This is a genomic window from Arthrobacter sp. EpRS71 (genome assembly GCF_001512285.1).
In the GTDB taxonomy this organism is placed as follows: Bacteria; Actinomycetota; Actinomycetes; order Actinomycetales; family Micrococcaceae; genus Arthrobacter.
Map to the genome: position 1 here is coordinate 1,981,345 of NZ_LNUV01000006.1, position 23,633 is coordinate 2,004,977.

Sequence of the window (23,633 nt, forward strand, 5' to 3'; positions counted from 1 at the left end):
CATCATTGCAGGGTTTTGCCCCATATTTCCTGCGGATCTGAAGACTCGCCGCACTGCATCATGGCCACAGGCCGCACTCAATCTACCGTGGAGAGGGTGAGAAGAACACCGCTCGAACTGGCCGCCATAGCAACCGCGGCGGTGCCCGGCCTGGCGCCGACGGCCGCAGCCTATTCCCCCGACGACGACGCCGACTTCGACTCAGCGTTGCTGCTTGATGCGGAGGGCAAACGCTGGCGGGTACGTTCACCGCGCCATCCGGAAGCCAGCACCCGCCTGGAAACCGAGTTCATGGTGTTGCGGGCCTTTGCGCCGGCCATCCGTGCCGAGCTGCCTTTCCATGTGCCCACCATCGCCGGCACAGTACGGCAAGGTTCCCTGACGACGTTCGTCTACGCGCACCTGCAGGGCTCCACGCTCTCCATCGAAGAACTGTCCGCCGGAAGTTCCGCTCTCGCGCGGGAAGTGGGCACAGCTTTGGCGGCCATTCATGACTTGCCGCTGCCTTTGGTCATTAATGCGGATCTTCCCAGCTACTCGGCCAATGAGTTCCGGCAACGCAAACTCAACGAGCTGGACCAAGCAGCAACCACCGGCAAGATTCCGGCCACCCTGCTACGTCGCTGGGAGCACGCCCTGGAAGACGTCGCTCTGTGGCGCTTCAACCCCTCAGTGGTCCACGGGGACCTTCATGAAGACAACCTCATGGTGCAGGACGACACTGTGACGGCCCTGACGGGCTGGACGGATCTGCGGATCGGCGATCCTGCAGACGACTTCGCCTGGCTGGTGGCGTCCAACGAAGCATCATTCGTTGAGAGCGTGTTAAGCCACTACACCCACACGCGCCGCGATGTCCCCGACGCCCACCTTCTCCGCCGGGCGGCGCTGCTTGCTGAGTTTGCCCTCGCGCAATATCTCGTTAAGGCCATGGCGGCAGGGCACCAGAGCATGACCGCAGAAGCGGAAGCCATGCTCCAGACACTCGCCGACGACATCGACGAGCAGGTACGCCGCGATGAAGAAGCTACGAGAACGGCTGAGCAAGAGGCCGCCTTGCTGACGGTTTCCGCTTCACCGGCCGGCATTCCCGCCGTCAGTGTAGCTGCGATTCCCACTGAGGATGAGTCGGAGAAATCCGAGGAAGCTGACGCCGACGACACCTCCACGGCCGCAATAAGTGTAGTCAGTGTGACCCCGCTTCGCCCGGCCGAGCGTTCCTGAGTTTACGGGCCTTTCCGTACTCAGCTGCTGGTCTTCAACGCCCTCGCAATAATCAGTTCCAACTCCTCGGCGCTGCCAAGATCGTGCGGGCTCACAAACGCGTCATCGGCCACATAGTAAAACGCTGCGCTGACGTCCTCGAGGGGAACGTCCCTGAGTCGAGCCCATGCGAGCCGGTAAACGGCCAGCTGAACCGCACGGGTTGCCAGTTGCCGACCTGCAGGGCGTCGTCCGGTCTTCCAGTCAATGAGTTGCCAGCGCCCATCGGCATCCTGGAACACGGCATCAATGCGCCCGCGGACTACGACGTCGCCAATCCGGGTTTCCACGGGCACCTCGACAAAGGCGGGTGCCCGCTGGGCCCACTCGGACTCCTTGAACGCGGCCACCATGTCATCCAGGCCGTACGCCTCGTCAATGTGGGAGTCCGATCCCGGCGCTTCATCAAGGTCCAACATGCCTGTTGTCCCAAAGTACTCCTCCACCCATGCGTGGAAGGCCGTACCTTTTCGGGCCGAAATGCCCGGTTCACGGGGAACGGGCCTGCGCAGCTGGGACAGTACGGCCCCAGGGTCAGCACCCAGGTCAACGAATAGTGATGCGGAGATATGGCTGGGCAGGTGGACATCCTGAACGGTCTTTAGCTGGCGCTGGCGATCCAACAGCAGTTCTGCCTCCTGGGACCATTTGGCGGCCGGACCTGTCAGGACATGTGAAGGTTCTGCGGCGGGTTCCGCGTCAGGTTCCTCGATAAATCCACGGACCATGGCTGCAGCCTGGTCCATGGCCAGCCTTCTGCCGGGAGTCAGCCTCAGGCGTGCGCCGGTTCTTGGATCTGAAGGACCCTCGAGAGGGTCGTAAGGAAATTGCGCGACCTCAAGTACTGCGGTCAAGGGACTTTCCTGGGGCAAGGCCTCCTCCGCCACCGATTCGGCATGCACCTCCGCCGCTCCGACTGACGGCGCACTGCCGACCGGCTGCGTCCGGCCGTCTTCTGCCGTTGGAGCAGCACCGGCAAGCGGTGCGAGCTCGGAGAGGAAGGAAGACATGCCGGCCATTCCTGATCGGGAGCCATTCCACGCAGCGCTGGAGGCCCAGAGAACGAACTTCGCCCGGGTATAGGCAACATAGGCGAGCCTTCTTTCCTCAGCCTCGCCGTGATGCTGGACCTCGGATTTGAAAAGCTTCTCGGCATCCAGCCAACCCTTTTGGTCTGGCTGATCGAGGTCCCACTGGGGAAGGTCGGCACGGTCTCCCCGCAGAGGCCACGGCAACGCTGCGGCGCCTGTGCTCCACCGCGAATCCCTGCTGCTGGGGAACGAACCAGCGTTGAGTCCGGGGACAAAGACGACGTCCCACTCCAAACCTTTGGAGGCGTGGACAGTCAGCAGTTGCACCGCCTCCCGGTTGGTCTCAACGGGGGCCACATCCAAGCCGCCTTCCTCAGAGGCCGCAGCTTCCAGCCACGACAAAAACGCCAGCAGATCAATGCGCTGTGACGTCTGAAGGAACCCGGCCGCGGCATCCTGGAAAGCATCCAGATTGCGGCGCGCTTGGTGAATGCTGATTCCCGGCTTGGCGGCCACCTCGATGTCCAGGAGCATGGCACGTTCCACCTCGCCAAGAAGTGTGGTGAGGTCGTCTCCGATGTAGCTCCTGAGTGAGCGAAGCTCCGAGGCAAGGCTGGTCAGCCGTTGCAGGGCAGCAGCACTCAGGCTCCTCCCATGTCCGGAAGTCCAGCCGGGCCGGGGAAGGAAGTCCAGGGCCTCCACGAGGCTGGCGGCATCCGTGATGTCACTTTCAACCACGGTGTTGGCGGGTTCCTCATTGTCCTCGAAGGACTCATGGGAGGCATTCGGAGCCGAGCGGCGACGGGCCAGGAAGCGGGACCAGTCGCTGAAGGCCATCAAGTCCGCCGGACCAATCCGCCACCGCGCACCGGCCAACAACCTCATCAGCGCATCAGAACGTCCTGGATCAGAAAGAACCCGCAAAGTTGCCACCAGATCCACGATCTCGGGTGTATCCAGCAACCCGCCCAGTCCAACGATCTCGTAGGGAATACCTTGGAGTTCGAACTCACGGCGGAGGCACTCCATCTGCGCCCGGCGACGGCACAGGACAGCCATGGTGGGTTGGACAGCGGTGCCGTCCTTCTCTTCCTCGAAAACAGTCTTCTGGTACCGGCGGACATCGCGGGCTATGACGGCGGCTTCGTCTTCATCCGTCCCGAAGCGAGCAATCACCACGCGTCCATCCACAGCGGCAGGGCTGGGAACCAATGCGGGGACCGAGACACTGCTGGCTGTCTCCCTCTCCCCTGCAGGCCCGTCCAATGCCGCCGCCCGGTTCAAAGGCGCCGCAATGGTGTTGGCGGCTTGGAGAATGTTCCTGCCATTACGCCAGGCTGTGGTCAAGTAAGAGGTAGGGGCTACGGAGTAGGACACCTCGCCGCAGGAAGGGTCCGCGTGCTGCACGGGAAACTCCTGCACAAAGTGGAAGAGTTGGCCTGCTGAAGCGCCACGGAACCCATAAATGGATTGGTTGGGATCCCCCACGGCAGTAACTGCGTGGCCTTGGCCGAAAAGACGTGAGAACAGGACGAGCTGTGCGTGGGAGGTGTCTTGGAATTCATCCAGGAGGACCACCTTGTAGCGAGCGCGTTCAGTGGTGGCAGCAAGCGGGATGTCACTGGCGATGCGTGCCGCCAGCGCAACGAGGTCGCCGAAATCCAGGACACCGCGTTGACGTTTCGCTTCCTGATAGCGAACCACCATGTCGGCAACGCTGGCACGGGTCCGGAGCATGGCCGCGAGATCTCCGGCAGCCTGGCTGGGATTCTTCTTGGCCCCGCTGACGTAGGGAAGCTGCTCGAAGGTCTCAACGCGTTCCAGAACCCACTCCCGGACCTCCCCGGGATCCTGAAGGTGCTCCGCGCACTCCCCTGCGAGCTGGATGACCGCGTTAACGAGTGTGGATTTCGCGGCTGTGAAATGTTCGTAGACGCCGTCGTAAGCCTCCACCACTTCGCTGGCCAATTGCCAGGACTGTGCACCACCCAGCAAGACGACGTCCCGTTCAATGCCCAACCGCAGGCCGTAGTCCGACACGATGCCACTTGCGTAGGAATGGTAAGTGGACACCTTTGGTTCGAGTTCGTCTGCTCCAAGGAGCCCCTCAGGAAAACCAATGGTGCCATCGTCCTCCGCCGCGATTCGCTGGAGTGTGGCCAGTTTGGACCGTATCCGGCTCGCCAGCTCGCCAGCTGCCTTCCGGGTGAATGTCACGCCCAGAACCTCCTCCGGACGCACCCATCCGTTGGCCACCAGCCACACCACACGGTCCGCCATGGTGGCTGTCTTACCCGAACCTGCTCCGGCAATCACCAAGCGAGGTGAGAGCGACGAGGAAATAATGGCCGCCTGCTCGGGCGTGGGGTGGTTCTTTTCGCCGAGGATACGGGCCAGCTCTGAAGGAGAAAATCTGGGCTCGGGGACTCCCTCCCGGTCCGGGGCACCGGAGGCAAGGCCTTCCAGGAGCTCGGTTGTCATTCGGTGACCTGCTTTCCTCTGGCGCACAACGGGCAGATGTCCGGCAGGCGGCATCCATGACCGCCGTGCCCTCCCTTGCCGGGGTCGTGCCGTGCTTCGAACGTTGCCCCTGCCATCAGTGCGGCTGCCTCATTGACCAGGCCCTCTGCCCAATTCTCTGCCGGGTCCAAGGGATCCTGCTGCTGTACGCCTGGGCTCTTTGTCTTGGTCCCAAGCTGGGCCAACACTGCGCCGCCTGGAACGAATCCGGTTGCTGACGCGGCGCCGGTGAGTCCCTGTCCCGTTCCAGCGTCCTGAAAAGCACCTTTGAGGACCGCGGCCTGATAGGCACCCAGTTGCGGGTGCCGGGCAACCTCAGCCTTGCCGGGTTGCCGTTTGCCGGTCTTGAGGTCCACGATCACAAGCCTTCCCTCCGGATCTATTTCAAGGCGATCCACCTGGCCGCGAAGTACCGCGTGACGTACGGCCGCCTCTTCAAGGGCTTCAGGACCACTAACGCCAACGGAATCCACAGTGACATCAGGAAGCTGAACTTCAAAGTCATGCTCCACAGCGAGCAAACTTCGTGAGTCGCTACGCATGATGAGCACATACTGGGCCAACTTCCGGACCATGAGTTCCGCCCGCTGGAAATCAAGCTTCCCCTCCCAGTTATCCTTCATTCCCAAGGTGGGCCAGCGGCGTACCAGTTCAGCGACGTACTCGGCTCCTGAGGCTTCGGGAAGCTCCTGCGCAATGCTGTGGACCAAGGTGCCCAGGCTGCGCGCGAAGTCGGTGGCAGCTTCCCCTCCGGCTGCTTGGACGAACCAGTCCAGGGGCGATTTGTGAACGGCTTCCACCTTGGAAGGCGAAACGGAAACTGTACCTCCGGGCGGCACAACGGCCTCCGTGGAACTCAGGGCGGCCAAGCCCCACCAGGTGTCCGGGTGCGCCCCGGGAACCGGCGGCTCGGTGCTGGCGAGCCTGGCCAATATCCGAGCGGCCTCATGCGCTGTGCTGGTGTCTCCGAAGCGGTGTTCTTCCACCTGGGCATGCTGCCTCAGCTCCGCAACAAGAGCCCTCAAGGTCATGGGACGGTCAACAGGGGTGTACCCCCTTTTATACTCACCCGAACCAAGCGGGGCCACGTAGTCCAGGAAAGCCGAGGGTTGTTCATCCTCAGAGGAGACTGCCGTGCAAATCAACACCTCGCGGGCCCGCGATACAGCTGTTGAGAAGCTCCTGAGTTCGTCGTAACGAATGTCCCGGAGCCTGCTCAGCGGTCCACGGCGGAGGGCGTAGTCCACTCCGTGCTCCACGGCGTCAGCGTAGACCGTGCTGCCCAACAGCTCTCCACGAAGGCGGGTATTGGGCCACACGCCTTCCTGCAGACCCGCGACGATCACCACCGGCCATTCCCGGCCTGCAGCACTGGCCGGAGTCATGATCTCAACGCAGGCCTCCAGCTGCGCCCGTGCGGCAAGGGTATCCATGGGCAGTTCCTGGTTCAACAGGTAGTCCAGGAACTGTTCGGGACCGGAACCGGGCAGCTGGTCAACGAAGCGCTCGGCCGTATGGAAGAGCGCCATCATGGCGTCGAGGTCCCGATCAGCGCGTGCCCCGGCGTTGCCGCCTTCGAGTGCAATCTCTGCCCACCGCGAAGACAGCCCGGTTGCGTGCCACAAAGCCCACAGAACAGACTCCGCGTTGGCGCCTGGCTCGGCAGCGGCGGCGGTACCGGCAGCGATCATGCGGGCGAGTCTGCGGGCAGAACTGCCCTCAATTCCCAACGATGCCAGGGCCCCCGGCTGGAGCAAGGCCTCCACCAACAAGGCGTCGCTGGAGCGGCCGCCACCTCCCAAAATTTCCTCGCGGCGCAAGGATTGCCGCAGCCTTCGCAACTCGATGGCAGTGGCACCTCCGATACGCGACGTCAGGAGGGATACTGCGTTTTCCGGTGTGAGCTTTGACGGGTCCAGAACAATGGCAAAGGCCTCCAACAGTGGACGGACGGCGACTTCGTCACGGACAGCTGAGTCCGCTACGGGAACACGCACCGGAATCCCCTGTCCGCTCAGATACCGCTGCAGCTGGGAAATCTGCCCGCCGTTCCGAACGATCACCGCGATGTCACTGAATTCCCGGGATTCCCGCAGCTGTGCTTCGAGGATCCGCTGCGCGACGTACCGGAGCTCGTGGACGGCGGATGGCAGTACGTGCCCCTCGACGCGACCTTCCCCGGCGGCCGGATGTGGGCCTTGAGGACGGTCAGGTTGCTCCAACTGCCTGGCCAACTGACCACCGGAACGCAGCGAGATACGGGCCGCGACCCGGGTCCAGGCCTCAGCTACTTCCGGCGTGTGCCTGTGGGTTACCGTCAACGGACGTTCGAGAACAGCGTGCTGCGGGCCGCCCAGCAGCGTTGGCAGCTCTGAGACCAGGTCCGGGCGTGCGCCGCGAAAACCTTGTACCACCGTGTCCGGCGAATAGGTCACCACGACGTCCTTGCCTTCCCCGATATCGGCAAGAAGCTCGAACACTGCCGGATTCGATTCCTGGGCGTCGTCCACGAGGACGAGTTGGAGACGTTCTCTCTCAGCGGCGAGGAACTCCGGCGAATCCTGAAAAATCTGACGCGCCGTAGTGATGATTCCGGCAGGGTCAAAAGCCTCCGGCATACGGAGGTCCAAGACATCACGGTACTCGCTGTAAAGCTGGGCTGCCGCCATCCAATCAGGACGTCCGCACTCGTAGGCAAGCCCTACCAAGTCCTCTGCGGTGCGCCCCGATTCGATGATGCGATCGAACAACTGCCGAATCTCGTGACGGAAGCCTCGGGTAGGAAGTGCTGCTGCGAGGTCCTCCGGCCAAGGCAACTGGAACTCCGGACGGGAGTGGCCTTCCAACAATTCCTTGATGATGAGGTCCTGTTCGGGGCCCGACAGAAGCTTCGGTGGCCGCGTCAGCGGCAGGATGCCTTCAGCCTTTGCCCGCCGGATAACGTCGAAGGCGTACGACGCCCAGGTGCGTGCCGGCGTCGTACTGAGACTGCGGTCCAGCCGTCCTGTGAACGTATCGCGCAACGCCGCGGCGGCGTGGCGGCCCGGAGCGAGAATGAGGATCTGTTCTGGAGTCAGTCCATCTTCACGGACGCGGCGCACGGCGGATTCGACGAGCACCGTTGACTTGCCCGTGCCGGGTCCCCCGGGCACGAGGACGGGGCCGCTCCCCTGCCGTAGGGAAACGACCTCACGTTGGTCCGGGGACAAAACGGGTGCCGCGTAGTGGGTCTCACGCGGCGGGAGCAGGCGGAGCGCTGCCGGTGCTTGGCGGGTTTTGGCAGGAGTGGCGGTCACACAGTCATTTCATCATCGGGCACCGACAATTTATGGAGTTGACGCTCCAACTGGTCGGAGATCACATCAAGTTGGTCGAAGTCAGGGTCGGTGGGCGCCCATCGGGCGGCCGTCAGATCAACGCGCCATCGCCCTTCACCCGTCCTCAGGAAGGCATTGTAGGCGCCGTGCAACGGGGTGGATTCTTCCAGGTAGTGCCGCAAGGCGTCTGCTTCGTGACCGGGCGGCGCCTCCCCGCTGGCCCTGAGCACGCGCCACCAGGCCACAGAGCTTCCGTAATGGCTCATGACTGCGCCGATCTGCCGCGGCCCACCAGCACCCAGGAGCTCCGCAACGTCACCATAGGAGACCACCGAGCCTGACGGAACAAGGTCTACAACGGCCAGAACCGCCGTCACATACTCCATCCGCATGTGTTCAGCGTAGCGGCAGGAGTGTCGTGCCCAAAGAGTGTCGGACCCAGCCGGTAGCTTGAAGATATGAGTTCCTGGAATACCCTCTCCCGCGCCGCATTCGACCTCGAAACCACCGGGAAGAACTCGCGGTCAGCGCGGATCGTCACCGCTTCCATCACCGTTGTGGATGCTCACGGGGAGCTCATCGCAGAGCACGAGTGGTTGGCGGATCCAGGTGTGGAGATCCCGCTTGAAGCAAGTGAGGTGCACGGAATATCCACGGAGAAGGCCCGCGCCGAAGGCCGCCCGGCAGAAGAAGTCACCCGCGAAGTCGCCGGGGTACTCCAAGGACTGTTCGACGACGGCACTCCCGTCATTGCTTTCAACGCCAGTTACGATTTCACCGTGTTGGCGGCAGAGTCTGCCCGCTACGGCGTTCCCCAACTGAGCCGCTTCCCCGTGCTGGATCCTTATGTCATGAACAAGCAGGTGGACCGCTACCGCAAGGGAAAGCGCACCCTCACCGCTTTGTGCGAAGAATACGGCGTGGACCTGACAAACGCCCATACCTCCGCGGCGGATGCGCTCGCTACTCTCCGGGTTCTGGATGCCATGGCAGGCAAGTTTCCCAAGCTACAGATGCCGGCGTCCACACTGCATCAGCTGCAAGTAGACTGGGCTGCGTCCCAGGCCGCTGATTTCCAGCAGTACTTGCGGCGAAGCAAGCCCACCGCTGTCATCGAGGGTGAGTGGCCGGTGCTGCCGCCTGAGGATGCCAGCCGGGGCGGTTTCTAGAACAAGGAGAACGCCGGCGTTACTTTTTGCGACGCAAGTCACAGCGAATTCGGGAACCCAAAACGTGGGACTGTTCGCGCGGAGATTCCAAGCGAAGCCTCGCCGCCGAAATAGTCCAGAGCCCGTTGAGTGCTTGATGGGAACTTTGTTCGGCTCATTCGACTGCTGGCAGTCACTTCTTCGATTCACCGCGGCCTAGTGGGCTGGTGACATAATTAAGTTTGGCGGGTTGAAGTCTGCTAGGGCAGCCAACCTCCTTTCGGCTGCCACATTCCCCGCCCACCGTGAAGCGTCTCCGTGACCCGATGAAAGTGATTTCTTTATGAAATTCAAAGCCCCTAAGTGGCTGTCTGTTGCCCCCGTGGCCGCAGCCCTGGTGATTTCCCTGGCAGCATGCGGCGGAGGAACCTCCGAGCCCAGCGGCTCGCCCACCGATGCACTGGCAGGCAGCGACCAGAAATCGCTCGATACGTTCACCACCGCCGAGGTGACGCCGCTGGACAAGATCGACAAGACCAAGCTGGGCCTGATCACCGACGGCACCCTGCGCGTTGGCACTCTCTCCGATGCCCCGCCGAACATCTTCATCGATCCCTCCGGTAAATTCACCGGCTACGACAATGAGCTCCTGCGCGCCATCGGCGACAAGCTGGGCCTCAAGGTGGAGTTCGCATCCACCGACTTCTCGGCGCTCCTTTCCCAGGTGGGCAACAAGCAGTTCGACGTCGGATCCTCCTCCATCTCCACCACCGACGCGCGCCGCAAGACGGTCGGTTTCACCAACGGCTACGACTTTGGCTACATGGCGATCGTCACCAAGAACGACTCCAAGATCACCGGCTTCGCCGACGTCAAGGAAGGCCTGCGCATCGGCGTCGTCCAGGGCACCGTTCAGGATGACTACATGACGAACACGCTCAAGATTGAGCCGGTCCGTTTCCCTGACTACAACACGGTCTACGGCAACGTGAAGAACGGCCAGATCGACGCTTGGGTTGCTCCTTCCCAGCAGGCCGAAGGCCAGGTCAAGGAAGGCGACAACACCAAGATCGCCGAGAAGGTTGTCAACACCCAGAACTTCACTGCATACGCCGTGAACAAGGACAACCAGCCGCTGATCGACGCCTTGAACTCCGGCTTGGATGCTGTCATTGCTGACGGCACCTGGGCCAAGCTCACAGCCGAGTGGTACAAGGACCGTCCGACTGCTGCCGAGCAGACCCCCCAGGGCTGGAAGCCGGGCAGCAAGGCCGTCCAGCTCCCCGCCAAGTAACCAGGGCGTTCCATGGATATCCTCAATCAACTAGCCGAGTCCTTCTTTGACTGGGAGGCAATAGGCGAAGTTCTCCCCAAGATGTTCGCCGTCGGGCTGCCCAACACCATCGTTCTGGCTGTCGTCTCGGGCATCATCGGGACTGCACTTGGGATGCTGCTCGCCCTGATGGGGATTTCCCGGAACGCAGCGGCACGGTGGATAGCCCGCATTTACACGGACATTCTCCGCGGGCTACCACCGGTGCTGACCATTCTGGTGATCGGGTTCGGTTTCGGGCCTGTTATTCGCGAACTGACGGGCTCCACCAGCCCGTACCCCATGGCCATCGCAGCTCTGTCCTTGATGTCCGGCGCGTACATCGGCGAGATCTTCCGTTCCGGTATCCAGAGTGTGGATAAGGGCCAACTGGAAGCAACCCGGGCCCTCGGGTTCAGCTACGGCTCGTCCATGCGCCTGGTGGTGGTGCCTCAGGGCATCCGCCGCGTTCTGCCCGCCCTGGTGAACCAGTTCATTGCACTGATCAAGGAATCCTCGCTGGTGTTCATGCTTGGTTTGCTGGCAACCGAGCGTGAAATCTTCCAGATCGGCAAGGACGCTGCCGCCAACAGCGGCAACCTGTCCCCGTACGTGGCCGCTGCCATCTTCTATCTGGCGCTGACCATCCCGCTCACGCACTTTGTGAACTGGATTGATGCCCGCATGCGCTCCGGCCGGCCGGAGAAGAAGGAACCGGACGAGGCAGCAGCCGTCGTAGGAAAGGGAGCCCAGGCATGAGCGAATTTGCATCAGGCACACTGACGGCCAAGAACATCCATTTGTCCTTCGGCAGCAACCACGTGTTGCGGGGCATCGACCTGCACGTCGAGAAGGGCACCACGGCCTCCGTGATCGGCCCGTCAGGCTCGGGCAAGTCCACGCTGCTCCGTGTCATGAACCGGCTCATCGAGCCGGACCAGGGCGACATCCTGCTGGATGGGCGTTCGGTGCTGAAGGACAACCCGGACGAATTACGCCGCCGTATTGGCATGGTCTTCCAGCAGTTCAACCTGTTTCCCCATAAGACCGTGGCCGAGAACATCTCCCTGGCCCTGCGTAAGCTCCGTGGCATGTCCAAGGAGCAGGCACGCGAGGAAGCCCTGGCTCAGTTGGACCTGGTGGGCTTGAAGCACAAGGCGGACTCGCGTCCAGCCAACCTCTCAGGCGGACAGCAGCAGCGTGTGGCAATTGCCCGTGCGCTTGCCATGAAGCCTGAGGTCATGTTCTTTGACGAGGCCACCTCCGCACTGGACCCGGAACTGGTCAAGGGTGTTTTGGCCCTCATGACTGATCTGGCCCAGGGTGGCATGACCATGGTGGTGGTGACCCACGAAATGGGCTTCTCCCGCAATGTCTCCGACATCGTGACCTTCATGGATGCCGGCGTGGTGGTTGAATCCGGTCCTCCGGATCAGCTGTTCACCAACCCGCAAACGGAACGCCTTCAAGGATTCCTTTCGGACGTTCTCTAAGGACCTCCCCACAGCAGGATGTGCACCGTCTTCAAGAACCCCGCCTTCGCAACGAAAGCGGGGTTCTTTGTTGTTCTCGTTGATGTGCAGCCGCTACTGACCTGCTTTAACCCGCAACACGGTGAGGGCGGCGGCATCCACCTTGGCCCGGAAGGCAGGATCTGCCGTGGCCTTCTGCACCACGGCTTGGTGCATGGCCGGAATGCTCGTGGGATCGGCGCACACCAGCATGGTTCCGCCTGCACCAAAGAAGTTCAGGGCACGATCGGCATCGGACCAGGCCGTCAGTTGCGCTGCACTGCAGAGGTCATCGGACAGGACAATCCCCTTGAACCCGGCATCGTCCCGCAGCATGGTGTCCATGATTGTGGGTGAGAACGGGGCGATGTTTGCGGGGTCGATCTTGTCGTAGTAGGCGTTCGAGACCATGACCCACTGAGTGCCCGCCTTGATGGCGGCACGGAACGGCTCCAGCGCGGGATCCTCCCGAGTGGTGGCCGTGTCGCGGACACTACTGCTGACATCCGTATTGGGAACCACCCTGCCCAGGCCCGGGAAGTGTTTGACCACCGGAGCCACCCCGGCGTCTTTCATACCGTTCGCAAAAGCGTTGCCCAGCAGCGAAACGTTGGCTGGGTCATAGCCGTACTCCCGCTGAAAATGACCGATGGGGGCATTGGAGGGTGCAAACTCCGGGCTGGTCACTGTATCCAGGACCGGTGCGAGGTTCACATTGACGCCTACGCTGCGAAGTTCCTTCCCCCACGTGGCGGCATCCGTCCGGAGCTTGGCCGCCCCGGACGATGCTTGGACCAAGGCAGTGGGAATCGTGGAGAAGCCCGGGCCGGAGAGCACCTGGACGTATCCGCCTTCTTGGTCGGTAGCAACAAAAAGAGGCAGCCCGCCCGTTGTGGCCGCAGAGACAGTGCCCGTCAAGGAAGACACCACGGCGGCAGTCGGAGCCGTTCCTGCCTTGCTGCGCCCGCTGAGATAAACGTTTCCGGCGTGGTACTTGGTCAGTGCTTCCATGGTTCCGGGCTCGGCGCCGGTGGCCTTGGCGGCCACCATGAACAGTTGTCCCACGCGCTGCTCAAGGCTGAGCGCGGCGAGTTGCTTCTCTACAGCTGACGGCGGGTTCGGCGCCGGGGCCGGTGCGGCGGAGGGAGGCCGGGAGGGAACAGCAGACGGCGTGGTTGTCGCCGGCGGGGATGACGGTGAAGGTGTGGTTGTCGGCGAAGAAGAAACAGACGGCGTCCCTTCCGCCGAGGCTTGGCCGGAGTTGGATGGGCGACTGGAACATCCCGAGGCCGTCACCAGAAGTACACCGGCGGTGGCGATGCTGACACTTATCGATGCAATGGACGGGGAATTGCGCATGGTAAACCGTGAATTCGTTGGGGGTGGGTTTCCACCTACGAGCCTACCCCGGGAGACGCAACGATGCCCCGGCCACATGCTTCGAGCAGCTGGCCGGGGCATCTCCACGAAATTAGGCTGTAGCGCCCGCTGCGGCCTTCGCTGCTGCCGGAAGGGCCTCGATAATCCGGTTCATGGCTGCGTCGTCGTGGGCGGCCGAGAGGAACCAGGCTTCGAAGACTGAGGGCGGAAGGTAGACGCCGGAGTCCAGCATGGAGTGGAAGAACGGTGCGTAGCGGAAGCTTTCCTGCCGCTGTGCGTCGTCGTAGTTGTGGACTCCGTGGGCAGAAGTACCAAAGGCGACGGAGAACAGATTGCCCGCCCTCTGGATGGAGTGATCCACGCCTGCGTCATCAAGGGCTGAGGAAAGCGCTGCGGAGAGCTCAAGCGAACGCGCATCCACGTAGGCGTAAACCTCAGGGGTTGCGTTCGTCAGCGTTGCCACGCCTGCGGCCATGGCCACGGGGTTTCCGGACAGCGTACCGGCCTGGTACACGGGCCCGACGGGGGCGAGGTAGTCCATGACGTCGGCACGGCCGCCCAGGGCCGCCGTCGGCATTCCGCCGCCGATGACCTTGCCGAAGGTGAGCAAGTCAGGAGCCCAGCCTTCCTGGCGGCCGGTCAGCCCCCAGTAACCGGCGTAGCCGGTACGGAAGCCGGTGAGGACTTCGTCCAGGATGAGGAGCGCGCCGTGTTCCTTGGTGATGCGGGACAGCCCTGCATTGAAGCCCTCACCCGGCGTGACGACGCCCATGTTGGCCGGAGCCGCTTCGGTGATGACGGCAGCTATGTTCTTGCCGTGCGCTGCGAATGCGGCCTCGACGGCGGCGAGATCGTTGTAGGGCAGGACCAGGGTTTCAGCGGCGGTTGCCTCAGTAACGCCGGCAGAGCCGGGCAGTGCCAGGGTTGCTACGCCGGATCCTGCCGCAGCCAGCAATCCGTCCAGGTGGCCGTGGTAGCACCCGGCAAATTTGATGATCAGGTTGCGGCCGGTGAAACCACGGGCCAGCCGAACGGCCGTCATGGTGGCTTCGGTTCCAGTGGATACCATCCGCAAGCGTTCAACGGCGGACACCCGGTCCTTGACGATCGCGGCCAGATTGGCTTCGTCCGGTGTGGAAGCTCCGAAGGAAAGACCACGATCCACAGCTGCGTGAACGGCATCAAGCACGGCGGGGTGCGCGTGACCCAAAAGCGCCGGCCCCCAGGAGCAGACGAGGTCCACGTATTCTTTACCGTCCGCATCCGTCAGGTAAGCGCCCTTGGCCGAAACCATGAATTTCGGTGTGCCGCCCACTGACCCGAAGGCCCGCACCGGCGAGTTCACTCCGCCGGGCATCAGAGACCGGGCACGGTCGAACAGTTGATCGGACACGGGGGTGTTTGACGTCATGGTTCCTATTCTTTCAGTGATTCAGGCGCGGTGTGGCCGCAGTCTAGGCTGCAGCCAGCAGCTCGGTAACCCGCGGGGCCACCTCGGTGCCGTAGAGCTCGATGCAGCGCATCATGGACTGATGCGGCAACGTTCCATTGCTGTATTTGAGGTCGAATCGGTCCACACCGAGGTTCCTCTTGAGGAGAGCGATTTTCTGCGCCACGGTTTTCGGGGAGCCAACATAGAGGGCACCTTCAGGGCCGCACATGGCGTCGAACTCGCCCCGGTTTCCTGGACCCCATCCACGCTCGGCGCCGATCCTGTTGCGCTGGTCCAGCCAGTGCGGGAAAAGCTCTTCCCGGGCAGCCTCGTCAGTGTCAGCGATGAAACCGGGTGAGTGCGTTGCGATCTGTCGCATGGGATGCCCGTACTTGGCCATCGCCTCACGGTACAGGTTAACCAGCGGTCCAAAGCGGCGCGGTTCTCCGCCAATAATGGCGAAAATAATGGGGTAGCCGTATTCGGCGCATCGCAGCACGGATTCCGGCGTGCCGCCAACACCAATCCAGGTGGGCAGCAGGTGGTGCTGCAGTTGTGGATACACCTGCAGCCCGTTGACGTTGGGCCGGGTGCGGCCTTCCCAATGAACGGGTTTCTGGGCACGAACTTTGTCGAACAGCTCCAGTTTTTCTTCGAACAGAACTTCGTAGTCCGCCAAGTCCAAGCCAAACAGCGGAAATGACTCAACGAACGAGCCCCTGCCGAGCATGACCTCAGCCCTGCCATTGGACAGGGCATCCACCGTGGCGAAGCGCTGGAAAACCCTGATCGGATCATCGGAGCTGAGGACGGTAACGGCCGACCCTAAACGAATCCGCGAGGTCACCGCGGCGGCCGCTGCAAGGAAAACCTCAGGCGCGGACACCGCGAAATCGCGGCGGTGGTGCTCCCCCACACCGAAGGCATGGATTCCGACGGCGTCAGCCAGCTTCGCTTCCTCCAGCAGCTCGCGCAGGACGCGCGCATGCGCCTTGGGGCTTCCGTCGGCGTCCACTCCGGCGTCGCCGAAGGTGTTCAAGCCGAGCAGGATCTCGTTCGCCGCCACTGGCGCGGCGGGATCGGTCCGCGCGGCGGGGTCTGACGGGACGGTGGGTTCTGATTCAGAGGGGAGAGAAGACATCAGGACTCCTTCAGCCAGCCAGCCAGTTCGGAGGCCCAGTAGGTCAGGACGGTATCGGCGCCGGCACGCTTGATGCCGAGGACGGATTCAGTGATGGCACCCCGCCTGTCGATCCAGCCGTTGGCGGCTGCCGCTTCGATCATGGCGTACTCCCCTGAAATTTGGTAGGCCGAGACCGGGACGGGGCTCATGGCGGCGACGTCGGCCAGGATGTCGAGGTAGCTCATGGCGGGCTTGACCATCACCATGTCTGCGCCTTCTTCGAGGTCCAGTTCGACTTCGAGGATGGCTTCCCTGCGGTTGGCCGCATCCATTTGGTAGGTGCGGCGATCGCCCTTGAGCTGCGAGTCCACGGCCTCACGGAAGGGGCCGTAGAACGCTGAGGCGTACTTCGCTGCATAGGCAAGAACCGCGGTGTTCTTGTGTCCGGATTCCTCCAGTGCCTGACGGATGACCGCGATCTGGCCGTCCATCATGCCCGAAGGCCCCAGCACATGGGCTCCGGCGTCGGCCTGGGCAACTGCCATCCGGCCATAGATCTCCAGCGTGGCATCGTTGTCCACGTAGCCCTGCGAATCGAGGACACCGCAGTGGCCGTGGTCGGTGAATTCATCAAGGCAGACGTCGCCCATGATCACCAGGTCATCGCCCACCTCGGCCTTGACGTCACGGATGGCCTTGTTCAGGACACCGTCCGGGTCCAGCGAAGCGGTGCCTTGCGCGTCACGTACTGCAGGCACGCCGAACAACATGATGCCGCCCACGCCCAGCTCCACGGCTTCGGCTGCGGCACGTTTCAGGGACTCGGTGGTGTGTTGGACCACCCCGGGCATGGAACTGATGGGACTCGGCTCGGTGAGGCCTTCCCGGATGAACGCCGGGAGGATCAGGTCCGCGGGCGCCAAACGGTTCTCGGCGGTGAGCCTGCGCATGGCCGGAGTTGTGCGCAGGCGGCGGGGACGATGGTTTGGAAAGCTCATTGCGAATTCCCTTCGTTGGCGAAAACAGATTCCAGGGCGGCCACAATGCCGTCCGGGGTAGGTACTTTGGCGGTGCCTGCCACGGTAAGGCCAATCCGGGAAGCCTCTGCCGCCGTCGGCCGTCCAATGGCGATCAGCCGGCAAGTGCCCAAGGGCAACAACGTTGCAGCAATCCGGCGCGCAGCGCTGGGAGAAGCCGCCACCACGGCGTCTATCGTCCCGGCCGTGAGTGCTGCCTGCGCTTCTTCGGGACTAAGCGTCACCGGCGCGTCGGTGGAGGACACCACGACGCCGGACGGAAGTTCCGCTGTCAGGCGGAGTTCCGCAGGGGCAGGGTAATCGACCGTGCGGTAGGCCACCACGGACGTCACGTCCGCACCGCTGGCCGCCAGGCCATCGCGCAGGCCGGCCGCCGCGATATCGGCTTGAGGCAGGAAAACGCGTTCACGGGACGCGTCCCACACTTCAAGGAGGCCTTCCGCTGACTGGACATCGACAGGTGCCAAATCAACGGTGAGGCCTACGGACTCAAGAACCTTCCGGGAGGAGGGGCCAATCGTGGCCACTTTCGTTCCCGACGCAACAAGATCCCCGAGGACCATTCCGCGCTGGGCAGCTTTCTCCAACAGAACCCGGACGGTGGTGATGCTGCTGATCACCAGCCAGTCGAAGCCGCCGGCCGCCAGCTGGTCCAAGGCAGCGTCAAGGGGAGCTTGGTCCCCTGCCTTCTCAAAATCGATGAGCGGAAGCAGCAACGGTTCTGCCCCCAACTCGCTCAGGAGCGACGCCAAGGGGCGCGCACGGTCGGCGTTCCTGGTGATCAGGACGCGCCGACCGGTCAACCCGTTCACGCCATGCGGCTCAGGACGCGGCAAGGTCCGCGATCTCCGCGGCGCCGGCAGCGAGCAGGAGTTCTGCCACTTCGATGCCGAGCAACGTGGCCCCGACCTCCGTGAGGCCGTCTGTGGCTTTCTTTTCGCGGACGGTCTTGGTGCCATCCACAGCACAGACCACTGCTTCGAGGTACAGCATGCTGCCCTTCCGGAAGGCGTAAGCACCCACGGGGGCCGCGCAACCGGCTTCAAGCCGGGCCAAGACGGCACGTTCGGCCGTGACGGCGAGGCGGGTATCGTCGTCGTTCAAAGCGGCAAGAGCCTGAGCCAGCACCCCATTGGAGCCCTCGGTGGAACCCGCCAGCAGCGGAGCCTCATCAGTCCGGCATTCTATGGCCAATGCTCCCTGGCCGGGAGCGGGCAGCATCACGTCGGATTCGAAGAACTCACTGACGGTGTCCAGCCGGTCCATGCGCTCCAATCCAGCTGCGGCCAACACCACGGCGTCAAGATCGCAGGATTTCCCCGGGACAACATCATCAGTCACGTTTCCCGGCAGACCCGGGACACGGCCCAGGCGCGTGTCCACGTTCCCGCGGATATCGAGTACCTCAATGTCCGGACGTGCAGCCCGCAGCTGAGCAGCACGACGTGGTGAGCCTGTACCAACTTTGGCACCCCCCGGCAGTTCAGCGAGAGTCATACCGTCGCGCGCACAGAGAACGTCGCGGACATCCACACGCTTGGGCGTTGCGGCGATGCTCAGGCCAAGTGCCGCCCCCGTGGGCAGGTCCTTGAGGGAGTGCACGGCAACATCACAGGTCTCAGCGAGGAGGGCGTCCCGAAGCGCCGCGACGAACACACCTGTACCGCCCATCTGGGACAGTGACCCGGTCTTGACGTCGCCCTCGGTCTTGATGTGCACGAGCTCCACCGGGAAGCCGCCAACGGCAGCCAAGCGGTCCGCTGTTTGCTGCGTCTGCGTCAGTGCCAGCTTGCTGGCCCTGGTGCCGATGCGGACAGTCACTTGGCCGCCTCTGCAGCGGCGTAAGGGTCATGACCGGTGCCGGTCGTGACACCGGCTTCCGAAATCACCGGCTTGGCGCCACGGAAGTTCTCGCAGCAGTTGGGCCGGCAGACGTCATACCAGGGGCCCAAGTCCGTGACGTGCGGACGTTCCGTGATGGTGTTGTCCAGCGTGCGCTCGGAAATAAGGTCCACCAGGCCGGACACAAAGGCCGCATGCGTGCCCGGAGTGGGTACGCGAGTGGCTTCGATGTTCAGGTTCTGACAGGTCTCCAGTGCTTCCGTGTCCAGATCCCAGGCAACTTCCATGTGGTCGCTGACGAAGCCCAACGGAACAATCACCACTCCCCGGACGCCGGTGGGGGCGATTTCCTCCAAGTGATCGTTGATGTCCGGTTCCAGCCACGGGATGTGCGGAGCGCCGGACCGGGACTGGTACACCAGGTCCCATGCAATATTGGGTGCCACGGTATCCATGATGGCCTTGGCGTTGGCCAGGTGCTGGGCCGCGTAGGCCGAACCTTCAGCGAACTCTCGGGGCTCCTCCGGCGAGTTGCCGGCAGCGTGGGCATCGCGGGTGGGGATGGAGTGCGTGGCGAACAGCACCCGGATCTTGGAGTCCGGATCAGCCTCGCCGGCTGCTGCCAGCTTGCCCCGGATCTCTTCCAGGCCCGCGGCCGTGCCCTCCAGGAACGGCTGGACCACACCGGGGTGGTCGAAGTACTGGCGGATTTTGTCCACGGCAAGCTTGCCGTCCAGGCCTGTTTCCGTCAGCGCGACGCCAATGTCCTCGCGGTACTGCCGGCAGCTGGAGTAACAGGAGTAGATGCTGGTGGTGAGCATCAGGATCCGGCGGTGTCCGGCGTCGTAAGCGTCCTGCAGAACGGGGGCAATGTACGGATCCCAGTTGCGGTTGCCCCACAGCACGGGAAGGTCAATACCGCGCTTGGCCAGTTCAGCCTCGATGGCTGCCTTCAGCTCACGGTTCTGCTGGTTGATGGGGCTGATACCGCCGAAGGCGCGGTAGTGGTGCGAAACCTCTTCCAGGCGCTCGTCCGGGATTCCACGGCCGCGGGTCACATTGCGAAGGAAGGGAATGACGTCGTCCTGGCCTTCCGGCCCGCCGAAGGACGCAAGCAGCACGGCGTCGTAGTTTTTGGGTTCCTGGCGGCCACGCTCGGTGACTTCATTGACGGCCGTGGAAACGACTGGAGTGCTCATGCAAGGACCTCGGCAATCTCGGCGGCGGACACGCGGCGGCCGGTGTAGAACGGGATTTCTTCACGGACGTGGTTGCGGGCCTCGCTGTCCCGCAGGTGGCGCATCAGGTCCACAAGGTCCACCAGTTCCGGCGCTTCGAGTCCAAGGATCCATTCCCAGTCCCCCAGTGCGAAGGAGGAAACGGTGTTGGAGATGACCTGCGGGAATTCCCTGCCCAGCAAGCCGTGTTCGCGGAGCATGGCGCCGCGTTCCTCGGCCGGAAGGATGTACCACTCGTAGGAGCGGACGAAGGGGTACACGCACAGCCAAGTGCTGGGCTCCACGCCACGCGCGTAGGCCGGAACGTGGCTCTTGGAGAACTCTGCTTCGCGGTGCACGCCCATGGCGGACCAGACGATCTCGGTTCCGGCGAAGAGCTTGCTGCGCCGAATGGAGCGGACGGCTGCCTGCAGGTCCTCGGGCTTGGCGCCGTGGAGCCACACCATGATGTCCGCGTCCGAGCGCATGGCGGAGACGTCGTAGCTCCCCCGGAGGATCACGCCGCCCTCCGCGAGTTTTTCTGTGAGGGCTTCGAATTCCTGGGCTGCATCGCCGCTGCGCAGGACGTCGGCCGAGCGCTTGAAGACAGTCCAAAGCGTGAAGAACTGCTCTTCGGTCTCAGCAGTTTTAGTGACAGATTCGGCAGAAGTGTGGCTCATGGTTCAAGTTTGCCCCGTGCCAGCCGCTAAGTCGAAACGGATCAGTTCTACAAGGCGTAGAAGTGATGCAAATCACAAATCAGAGGATCTGCCTGCGGCTGCCCCGGCCAGTTGTGCACGCGTATCGGCCACCACCGCGGCCAGGCCATTTCCGGCCAACCAGCCACCCACCACGGCAAGACGATCGGCAGCGGCGCACACCTCACGGACTTGTGCCACACGCTGTTTATGACCGACGGCGGCGAACGGCAAGGCTCCTGCCCACCGCACCACATCCCAGTCCACAATGTCCGCCCGGGTCACCGGCACCGTCAGCAGTGCGGAAGCATCTTCCACGGCGGCAGCAAGGAGCGATTCATCATCCATAACGACATCCGCGCCGCCGGCCGCCTCTTCACGCCGACCATAGGACAGGCGCAAGACGTGCGTGCCAGGACCAGCCTCGTCAGCCAACCAATCCCATTTCGCCGTTGCGTGCGTCAGGGCTTTGGCCTTGATCCCCGGGGTTTCAGGCGCCACCAGGATACCGGTCCCCCGTGGCCTGCCATCGAGCTGCGGCAAGTCCACCACCAGGGTCACCAGGCTCACCAGCGGCCCGGGAGCCGGACGCAGGCCCGCCAGCCCGGGCACGGACTTCTCCAACAACCCGACGGCGGCCGGGCCGTCAAGCGCGACCACCAGCTGCCCGGCGTCGAACGTGGAATCTCCAGCGGTGACCCGCCAACCCTCCCGCGTCTTCGCGACGTCGTCGGCGTGTTGACCGGAGAGCAGCTGAACACCGCGCGCTTTCAAGTCAGCGACGAGTGCGTCCACCAGGGTGTTCATTCCGCCTTTTAGCCCTGCGACGGCGGAACCCGCTTTTGCTGGACCGGAAGAAGCTCCGGATAAGGAGGATGAGGCACCCCTTGCGGCTATGCGTTGAGCCGCTACAGCAGTGGCGAGTGAGCCATGAGTACGGATTCCGGCGCGCAGGCCTGGGGCCACCATATCCACGTCCAACAGGGCAGGGTCAGCCGAATGGACACCGCCCACCACCGGCGAAACAAGCCGCTCCAGGACCCTTCGGCCCATACGGGTGCGCACCAAGGCGGAAACGCTGGTGACCTCTGAGGTTGTTCCGGCAGAGGCCGGGAGCCAGCGGTCAAAGGACGCCCTGATGGCTCCAACGAGACCCAGTGAACGCCGGACCTCGGGGTCCCAGGGATTCGCGGGAATCCCGAGCACTCCCGTTTTAGGGAGCTCCTGCGGACCGTCCGGAAGCTGGACCCAGGCACCTCCGGGATGAGGAGTGACGATGTTGTCGGCCAGTCCCAGCTCACGCGCGAGATCGGCTACGGCCGTGGAGCGCGTGGCAAACGACTCGGCCCCACTGTCCAATTGCAACCCGGCAACAACGTGCCTTCCCACGCAGCCTCCCCAGGCAGTCCCCGCCTCGAGGACAGTCACCGCCGAACCGGCCGCCGCCAGTTCCCGCGCGGCGATCAGGCCCGAAATGCCGCCTCCCACTACCAGGGCAGTAGGCCGTGCATCTGTTGCTTTGGGCTCTGACGTGGGCGACGCGTGCCCCCCGCGCATGACGCCTACTCCGCTGAGATGGAGTGGATGAGCTGCACCACGCGCGTCAGGACGGTGGGATCCGTTTCGGGCGGGACTCCATGGCCAAGGTTGAGGACGTGGCCAGGTGCGTTGGACCCGGCAGCGATGACCTCGCGGACATGTGCCTCGAGGACCTCCCACGGCGCGGACAGAAGAGCGGGGTCAATGTTGCCCTGCAGCGGCACGGTGCCACCCAGGCGTCGGTTTGCCTCGTCCAAGGGCAGCCGGTAATCGACGCCCACTACGTCCACACCGACGTCCCGCATGGCAACCAACAGCTCGGAGGTGCCGGTTCCGAAGTGGATCAACGGCGCCCCGAGCCCACGGACATGATCCAGCGCCCGGGTGGATGCCGGCGCCACGTACTTGGTGTAGTCCGCCAAGCCCAGGGATCCTGCCCAGGAGTCAAAGAGCTGCGCAGCCGAAGCGCCTGCCTCAAGTTGCGCCTGAAGGAACATCCCGGAGGTATCGGCAGCCCAGTTGGCCAGCGCGGCCCAAGTCTCGGGATCGGCGTGCATCATGGTCCGCGGCCCGAGGTGGTCCCGTGAGGGCTTCCCTTCAACCATGTACGCGGCAAGGGTGAAAGGCGCACCGGCGAAACCGATCAGCGGCGTCTTTCCGAGTTCGGCAACCGTCAGGCGGACAGCTTCGCGGATCGGCTCGAGGGCCTCCCATGTCAGGGTGGGCAGGGCGGCAACATCAGCTGCTGTCCGGACCGGCTTATCCAAAACGGGCCCTACGCCCGGGACGATGTCCACGCCAACGCCGGCGAGCTTCAAAGGAATAACGATGTCCGAGAAGAAGATTGCGGCGTCCACGTCGTGGCGGCGGACAGGTTGGAGAGTGATCTCGGAGGCAAGTTCAGGCTGGAGGCAAGAGTCCAGCATGGCAACGCCTTCGCGCACCTTCAGGTACTCGGGCAGGGAACGGCCGGCCTGGCGCATGAACCAGACTGGCCTGCGGGACGGTGTGCCACCACGGTATGCAGTGATCAACGGCGAGTCCGAGGTACGGCCGTCTTTCAGCGGGTGGTCGGCGCCGAGGGTTCCCGCCGGGGCGTTCGAAGCCGTACTGTTGGATGCTGCCGCGCTAGAAGTCATGCCTTCGATTGTGCCGAAAATCCGGGGCAAAAGATAACGACAAGCTGTCACGTCGCGCCCCGCCCGGGTCGTTGTGGCGGGGATCACTCATCCGCGTGGGGATCGCCACGGCGCCATATTGTTC

At 63.4% G+C, this 23,633-nt stretch carries 18 protein-coding genes; 5 read left to right on the forward strand and 13 right to left on the reverse strand.

The window, feature by feature from the left end; all coding sequences use genetic code 11:
• Positions 1-96: 96 nt before the first annotated feature.
• On the forward strand, positions 97-1,224 hold the full coding sequence (locus AR689_RS19550; RefSeq protein WP_231745603.1) for a macrolide 2'-phosphotransferase: 1,128 nt from the start codon (positions 97-99) through the stop codon (positions 1,222-1,224).
• Between the two features lie 20 nt (positions 1,225-1,244).
• Here AR689_RS19550 and AR689_RS19555 read toward each other — a convergent pair whose 3' ends face one another.
• The 3 genes from AR689_RS19555 to AR689_RS19565 are packed head-to-tail and all read right to left on the reverse strand — an operon-like array spanning position 1,245 to position 8,523.
• Positions 1,245-4,775, reverse strand: coding sequence for an ATP-dependent helicase (locus AR689_RS19555; RefSeq protein WP_062072841.1), 3,531 nt, complete (start codon positions 4,773-4,775; stop codon positions 1,245-1,247).
• Positions 4,772-8,110, reverse strand: coding sequence for an ATP-dependent helicase (locus tag AR689_RS19560; protein ID WP_062072843.1), 3,339 nt, complete (start codon positions 8,108-8,110; stop codon positions 4,772-4,774). Before AR689_RS19560 ends, AR689_RS19555 begins: the two co-directional genes overlap by 4 nt.
• Positions 8,107-8,523, reverse strand: coding sequence for an MGMT family protein (locus tag AR689_RS19565; RefSeq protein WP_062072845.1), 417 nt, complete (start codon positions 8,521-8,523; stop codon positions 8,107-8,109). The genes AR689_RS19560 and AR689_RS19565 overlap by 4 nt, the downstream gene beginning before the upstream one ends.
• Positions 8,524-8,589: 66 nt before the next feature.
• On the opposite strand from AR689_RS19565, the gene AR689_RS19570 reads away from it, so the two are divergent.
• From AR689_RS19570 to AR689_RS19585, 4 genes are all read left to right on the forward strand, one after another.
• Positions 8,590-9,300, forward strand: a complete 711-nt coding sequence (locus AR689_RS19570) for a 3'-5' exonuclease (RefSeq protein ID WP_062072847.1) — start codon at positions 8,590-8,592, stop codon at positions 9,298-9,300.
• A gap of 322 nt (positions 9,301-9,622) precedes the next feature.
• The gene (locus AR689_RS19575) at positions 9,623-10,573 is read left to right on the forward strand and encodes an ABC transporter substrate-binding protein (protein WP_062072849.1); all 951 of its coding nucleotides are present in this window, start codon (positions 9,623-9,625) and stop codon (positions 10,571-10,573) included.
• Between the two features lie 12 nt (positions 10,574-10,585).
• Positions 10,586-11,350 carry an amino acid ABC transporter permease gene (locus AR689_RS19580; RefSeq protein WP_062072851.1) on the forward strand — a complete coding sequence of 255 codons (765 nt, stop codon included), beginning with the start codon at positions 10,586-10,588 and terminating at the stop codon, positions 11,348-11,350.
• Positions 11,347-12,084: an amino acid ABC transporter ATP-binding protein gene (locus AR689_RS19585; RefSeq protein WP_062072852.1), complete on the forward strand. Its 738-nt coding sequence runs from the start codon at positions 11,347-11,349 to the stop codon at positions 12,082-12,084. Before AR689_RS19580 ends, AR689_RS19585 begins: the two co-directional genes overlap by 4 nt.
• A 93-nt stretch (positions 12,085-12,177) precedes the next feature.
• Here AR689_RS19585 and AR689_RS19590 read toward each other — a convergent pair whose 3' ends face one another.
• The 10 genes from AR689_RS19590 to hemE form a co-directional block, all read right to left on the reverse strand.
• Positions 12,178-13,461 (reverse strand): glycoside hydrolase family 3 N-terminal domain-containing protein, encoded by a 1,284-nt coding sequence (locus AR689_RS19590; RefSeq protein ID WP_082698083.1) that lies wholly within the window; start codon positions 13,459-13,461, stop codon positions 12,178-12,180.
• A gap of 112 nt (positions 13,462-13,573) precedes the next feature.
• On the reverse strand, positions 13,574-14,893 hold the full coding sequence (gene hemL, locus AR689_RS19595) for a glutamate-1-semialdehyde 2,1-aminomutase (RefSeq protein WP_062072854.1): 1,320 nt from the start codon (positions 14,891-14,893) through the stop codon (positions 13,574-13,576).
• Between the two features lie 43 nt (positions 14,894-14,936).
• Positions 14,937-16,055: an LLM class flavin-dependent oxidoreductase gene (locus AR689_RS19600; protein ID WP_062072856.1), complete on the reverse strand. Its 1,119-nt coding sequence runs from the start codon at positions 16,053-16,055 to the stop codon at positions 14,937-14,939.
• Complete coding sequence (gene hemB / locus AR689_RS19605) at positions 16,055-17,035, reverse strand: porphobilinogen synthase (protein ID WP_062072858.1); 981 nt, start codon at positions 17,033-17,035, stop codon at positions 16,055-16,057. The genes AR689_RS19600 and hemB overlap by 1 nt, the downstream gene beginning before the upstream one ends.
• Positions 17,032-17,886, reverse strand: a complete 855-nt coding sequence (locus tag AR689_RS19610) for a uroporphyrinogen-III synthase (protein ID WP_231745604.1) — start codon at positions 17,884-17,886, stop codon at positions 17,032-17,034. The genes hemB and AR689_RS19610 overlap by 4 nt, the downstream gene beginning before the upstream one ends.
• 10 nt (positions 17,887-17,896) lie before the next feature.
• Positions 17,897-18,895 (reverse strand): hydroxymethylbilane synthase, encoded by a 999-nt coding sequence (hemC, locus tag AR689_RS19615; RefSeq protein WP_062072862.1) that lies wholly within the window; start codon positions 18,893-18,895, stop codon positions 17,897-17,899.
• Positions 18,892-20,115, reverse strand: coding sequence for a ferrochelatase (locus AR689_RS19620; RefSeq protein ID WP_062072863.1), 1,224 nt, complete (start codon positions 20,113-20,115; stop codon positions 18,892-18,894). The genes hemC and AR689_RS19620 overlap by 4 nt, the downstream gene beginning before the upstream one ends.
• A complete protein-coding gene (gene hemQ, locus AR689_RS19625) occupies positions 20,112-20,813 on the reverse strand; it encodes a hydrogen peroxide-dependent heme synthase (protein ID WP_062072865.1) in 702 nt (233 codons plus the stop codon). The genes AR689_RS19620 and hemQ overlap by 4 nt, the downstream gene beginning before the upstream one ends.
• 72 nt (positions 20,814-20,885) lie before the next feature.
• On the reverse strand, positions 20,886-22,388 hold the full coding sequence (gene hemG, locus AR689_RS19630; protein WP_062072867.1) for a protoporphyrinogen oxidase: 1,503 nt from the start codon (positions 22,386-22,388) through the stop codon (positions 20,886-20,888).
• 5 nt (positions 22,389-22,393) lie between these two features.
• Positions 22,394-23,509 (reverse strand): uroporphyrinogen decarboxylase, encoded by a 1,116-nt coding sequence (hemE, locus tag AR689_RS19635; RefSeq protein ID WP_062072869.1) that lies wholly within the window; start codon positions 23,507-23,509, stop codon positions 22,394-22,396.
• Between the last annotated feature and the right edge of the window lie 124 nt (positions 23,510-23,633).

What these genes read in the sequence shown, in the direction of transcription:
- AR689_RS19575 (WP_062072849.1), top strand. Translation starts at nt 9,623, where the DNA reads ATGAAATTCAAAGCCCCTAAGTGGCTGTCTGTTGCCCCCGTGGCCGCA.
- AR689_RS19600 (WP_062072856.1), bottom strand. Translation starts at nt 16,055, where the DNA reads ATGTCTTCTCTCCCCTCTGAATCAGAACCCACCGTCCCGTCAGACCCC.
- AR689_RS19585 (WP_062072852.1), top strand. Translation starts at nt 11,347, where the DNA reads ATGAGCGAATTTGCATCAGGCACACTGACGGCCAAGAACATCCATTTG.
- AR689_RS19565 (WP_062072845.1), bottom strand. Translation starts at nt 8,523, where the DNA reads ATGCGGATGGAGTATGTGACGGCGGTTCTGGCCGTTGTAGACCTTGTT.
- AR689_RS19580 (WP_062072851.1), top strand. Translation starts at nt 10,586, where the DNA reads ATGGATATCCTCAATCAACTAGCCGAGTCCTTCTTTGACTGGGAGGCA.
- hemL (WP_062072854.1), bottom strand. Translation starts at nt 14,893, where the DNA reads ATGACGTCAAACACCCCCGTGTCCGATCAACTGTTCGACCGTGCCCGG.
- AR689_RS19570 (WP_062072847.1), top strand. Translation starts at nt 8,590, where the DNA reads ATGAGTTCCTGGAATACCCTCTCCCGCGCCGCATTCGACCTCGAAACC.
- AR689_RS19620 (WP_062072863.1), bottom strand. Translation starts at nt 20,115, where the DNA reads ATGAGCACTCCAGTCGTTTCCACGGCCGTCAATGAAGTCACCGAGCGT.
- AR689_RS19555 (WP_062072841.1), bottom strand. Translation starts at nt 4,775, where the DNA reads ATGACAACCGAGCTCCTGGAAGGCCTTGCCTCCGGTGCCCCGGACCGG.
- hemG (WP_062072867.1), bottom strand. Translation starts at nt 22,388, where the DNA reads ATGCGCGGGGGGCACGCGTCGCCCACGTCAGAGCCCAAAGCAACAGAT.
- hemB (WP_062072858.1), bottom strand. Translation starts at nt 17,035, where the DNA reads ATGAGCTTTCCAAACCATCGTCCCCGCCGCCTGCGCACAACTCCGGCC.
- AR689_RS19590 (WP_082698083.1), bottom strand. Translation starts at nt 13,461, where the DNA reads ATGCGCAATTCCCCGTCCATTGCATCGATAAGTGTCAGCATCGCCACC.
- hemE (WP_062072869.1), bottom strand. Translation starts at nt 23,509, where the DNA reads ATGACTTCTAGCGCGGCAGCATCCAACAGTACGGCTTCGAACGCCCCG.
- hemQ (WP_062072865.1), bottom strand. Translation starts at nt 20,813, where the DNA reads ATGAGCCACACTTCTGCCGAATCTGTCACTAAAACTGCTGAGACCGAA.